The organism is Microcoleus sp. S13C4 (genome assembly GCF_036700865.1).
Classification (GTDB): Bacteria; Cyanobacteriota; Cyanobacteriia; order Cyanobacteriales; family Microcoleaceae; genus Microcoleus.
Genome location: NZ_JAUBPS010000152.1, coordinates 1 through 2,265, shown reverse-complemented (window position 1 = coordinate 2,265; position 2,265 = coordinate 1). Strand labels below are relative to the sequence as shown.

Sequence of the window (2,265 nt, the reverse complement as noted above, 5' to 3'; positions counted from 1 at the left end):
TAATAATTAAGTGGGGTCGTAAAATCAAAAATAAGGGCAATGCGTGTATCACAGTTTAAATGTGCAACAGCTTAGTATAGGTCTGATAGAATCCGTGAGAATAGTGAAAGGAAAAACAACTATTGAAACTCGTTATTATATTAGTAGTTTACCAAATAATGCTCAAAAATTTGGTGAATCAGTCCGCAGCCATTGGGGAATTGAAAATTCTTTACATTGGGTATTAGATGTGGGTTTTCGTGAAGATGATTGTCGAATTAGAAAAGATAATGCTCCGCAAAACTTTGCTATGATTAGACACATCTCGCTTAATCTTTTGAATCAAGAAAAAACCTCAAAAACCGGAGCCAGAAATAAGCGACTTCGAGCCGGGTGGGATGATGACTATTGGACTAAGATTCTCGCTGTTGCAGTTACCTAAATTCTCACAAATAACTCATTAATAACTATTATACAACTTGTAAACAGTGGTTGTAATATTTTTATTGTCTCAAAATTAGCATTAAGTAAAAACCACCATTAATCAGTTCCTATTTTATCTAAAAAGTCATTACAAAGCCTGTCGGTAGCTTCTAAGAATGGTGAATTTATCTCAAAATATACTCACCACTGATGAACAGTGTTCAATAAGATGCGTTCCCCCTGGGTAGAAAGGTTGATGACTAGAAAAGTAATAGCAATAGCTGTCCGTGAAGTATTCTCAAGTTTTGCCATGATCCGAGCCAGACCAAATGTACGTTTGCCTTGCCCAAACTTGCTTTCAATTGCATTTCTAATTCTCTCATCATATGCGGCTTGCTTCTTTTTTTCTTTACTTACATTTGCTGGGGGTCTCCCTAGGGGCGACCCACTGATTCTAATTCCTTTTTCTTTACACCACGCTCGGTTTTCTCTTGTACGATAAATGCGATCGGCATGAACTGATTCTGGATAGTATCCTGTGAAGCTATGATAAGCTTCTACTTGTGCTTTTAAGTCCCCTGATTCGTTAAAGTTATCCCAGCTCATCCGGTCTAAAAATACATATCCTTCAAAACAACTGGCTGATAGTTTGGCTCCAAACTCTACGCTTTTCCCTGCTTTTTCTCTGACTATGGGACGGATATGGGGTTGGCTTAAACTTACTATTCTATCCTCAATGCTCTGTTTATTGTTATCAAATAACCATTGCTGTTGGCGATAGACCTCTGTGAGGACTAGCAAGGTTTTATATTGCTTTGTGTTCAGGCGTTCGAGGGTCGCACCTAACTCGATTAGCTGTTCAATATGAGTGAGGTTTCTTTTGATATATTGAAGTTGTTTTTTAATTGCCTGTCTTTTTTTGTTGCGGGATGGTCTTCTTTGTTTTGCTATTAATAAGTAATTTTTTCGGGCGAGATTACGGTAGGTTCTTGGTTTTTTACTGGTTTGCTCCTTAATCTGTTTATACAGGATGTCTATAATTTTTTCGGTATGAACTCTGGCTTTGTTTAATAGTCCTAAGTCGGTCGGATAGGTAATGTCGGCTGGGGCACAGGTAGCATCTATGATTAATTTTCCGCGATTGGGTGACTCATGTTTGGCGTCCGAATCCTTTTTTTTTTTCGTGTTTAACTGGGGTGATGGAGCGCATTTTTTCGACCATTCGTTCATTCACTTTATTAATTAAGTTCGGACTAATTCTTTGGCGAAAGTGAACCAATAGTGATGGGTCAAATGGCAGCTCGTTACTGTAGCTTGAGTGACCGATAAAGTATTGCAGATACGGGTTTTCACGGATTTGTTCTACTGTTTCCCGATCGCTAATTCCTAATTTTTCCTTAATAATTAATGCCCCCAACGCCATCCTCCATGATTTGGCTGGTGCACCCATTTCTGTGGGGAAGTTTTGAGCATATTCTGATTCAAATTCAGACCACGGTATTACTTGGGCCATCTTTACCCAACGGTTCTCTGGTGACAATTTAGAGCCGTTGGCTAGTTCAAAGTCCCAGGGTGGGATGGGAACAAGCTCAACCTTTTTGTACATGATCTCAGGTGGTGATGCACGGGTTTTGACCTATTTTACCTGTTTATCTTGCACTTTATTCTCGCTCACGCCATCGAAACCCAGGCCACGCAATATGCGAGCGATTATTCAGCAAGCCCTACCTAGGAATTAAACGAGCTTCACAACTGCCTAGAGAATTCTTACAAGAACTCGATAGCGTTATACCAATTTTCAAAAATCATGCAACAGTAGCTAGGGCTGACAAAATGTAATCCCATCCAGTTATAGATGCTATT

At 39.4% G+C, this 2,265-nt stretch carries 1 protein-coding gene and 1 pseudogene; one reads left to right on the top strand and one right to left on the bottom strand.

What is annotated here, in order from left to right:
* Window positions 1-73: 73 nt before the first annotated feature.
* A pseudogene (locus tag QT996_RS28275) lies at window positions 74-421 on the top strand (ISAs1 family transposase); the annotation flags it as partial.
* Between the two features lie 182 nt (window positions 422-603).
* Here QT996_RS28275 and QT996_RS28270 read toward each other — a convergent pair.
* Window positions 604-2,008 (bottom strand): IS5 family transposase gene (locus tag QT996_RS28270; protein ID WP_333050803.1). Its coding sequence is split into 2 segments (ribosomal slippage): window positions 604-1,579 and window positions 1,578-2,008, totalling 1,407 coding nucleotides; the frame shifts between segments, so codons are not numbered across the junction.
* Window positions 2,009-2,265: the final 257 nt, after the last annotated feature.